Source organism: Acetobacter pomorum (assembly GCF_002738225.1).
Classification (GTDB): Bacteria; Pseudomonadota; Alphaproteobacteria; order Acetobacterales; family Acetobacteraceae; genus Acetobacter; species Acetobacter pomorum.
This window is the reverse complement of sequence record NZ_PEBQ01000106.1, coordinates 1-1,292: the sequence shown is the minus strand read 5'-3', so window position 1 is coordinate 1,292 and position 1,292 is coordinate 1. Positions and strand designations below refer to the sequence as shown.

The 1,292-nt window shown below is 59.6% G+C and carries 3 protein-coding genes; all 3 read right to left on the bottom strand.

Going from position 1 to position 1,292, the window contains the following annotated elements; all coding sequences use genetic code 11:
• A partial coding sequence (locus CSR02_RS07800) for an ExbD/TolR family protein (protein WP_099541173.1) occupies window positions 1–428 on the bottom strand: 428 nt, incomplete at its 3' end.
• Window positions 429–482: 54 nt separating this feature from the next.
• Window positions 483–902: an ExbD/TolR family protein gene (locus tag CSR02_RS07795; protein WP_042786344.1), complete on the bottom strand. Its 420-nt coding sequence runs from the start codon at window positions 900–902 to the stop codon at window positions 483–485.
• 33 nt (window positions 903–935) lie between these two features.
• Window positions 936–1,292 (bottom strand): MotA/TolQ/ExbB proton channel family protein (locus tag CSR02_RS07790; protein ID WP_143225564.1); only part of this gene is annotated, 357 nt, incomplete at its 5' end.

Sequence of the window (1,292 nt, the reverse complement as noted above, 5' to 3'; positions counted from 1 at the left end):
GCGAACTGTTCCTGTCCGACGATCCCGATTTTTGTGACGCCGAGGCGCTGTGCATCGGCCATGACATGGATGACGGTCTTGTAGTCAGCCAGCCTGTTGGGCTGGAGATGGAACTCCGGACGGGATGCCTCTGGCCCGTTGGCAATCTCGCGCAGATGCGCCTGCAGATCGGCCTCGCCATTGATGGGCTGGCCATTCCATGTCAGCGAGTTGTCAAAGTCCACAACCAGTGTCACCACGGGGGTCTCTTCCGTGCTGGGTGGAGGATTGCCCTGCGGCAGATCAATCGAGACCGCCTGCGTCTGCAACGGGATGGTGATGATCAGCATGATCAGCAACACCAGCATCACGTCAATCAGCGGCGTGGTGTTGATGTCTACAATGCCTTCATCTTCCGTTGTGCTCTCAGAGCCAACATTCATGCCCATGGCCTGTGCTCTCTCCCACAGGATGGGGTGGCATACTATGCCACCCGCCCCTGTTTATTTCGGCTTTTCCGTAATGAAATCGATGTGGCTGATGCCCGCTTCCTGACACGTCGCCACCAGACGGCCCACACTCTCGTAGCGCGTGGTCACATCCCCGCGGATCTGGATCTGCGGCTGCGGTTTCTGCACCGCCGCCTTCTCCAGACGGGCCAGCAGATCAGCCCGGTCCTTCACCGGCGTTTCATCCCAGTAGGTCTGGCCATCTGCTGTCACCGCCAGAACCACATTGCTCAGCTTGGTCTGGGTGGGCTGGTTCATGTCCTTGGGCAGCTGCACCTTGACCGTATGTGTCGCCACCGGAATGGTGATCAGAAAGATGATCAGCAGCACCAGCATCACATCCACAAGCGGTGTGGTGTTGATGGCGGAGACGACGTCGTCTTCCCCACCACTATCGCCAACCTGCATGCCCATAAGCGCTCTCCTTGCCTTGACCTGACCCGATGATTACCCGACGCGGTTGGAAACCGTGGCCGTGGTGGGGGAGTTGTCCGGGCGCACCACAATCGGGCTCACATCACCGCTGCCATGACGCACACCACCAATGAGGATGGACTGCAGATCTGCGGCAAAGTCACGCACCAGATCCATGGCTGTCTTGTTGCGCCGCACCAGCAGGTTGTAGCCCAGAACGGCCGGCACAGCTGTGGCCAGACCAATGGCCGTCATGATCAGCGATTCACCCACAGGCCCTGCCACCTTGTCGATAGAGGCCTGACCGGCAATGCCGATGGCTGTCAGTGCATGGTAGATCCCCCACACCGTGCCGAACAGACCGATGAACGGTGAGGTGGAGCCCACCGT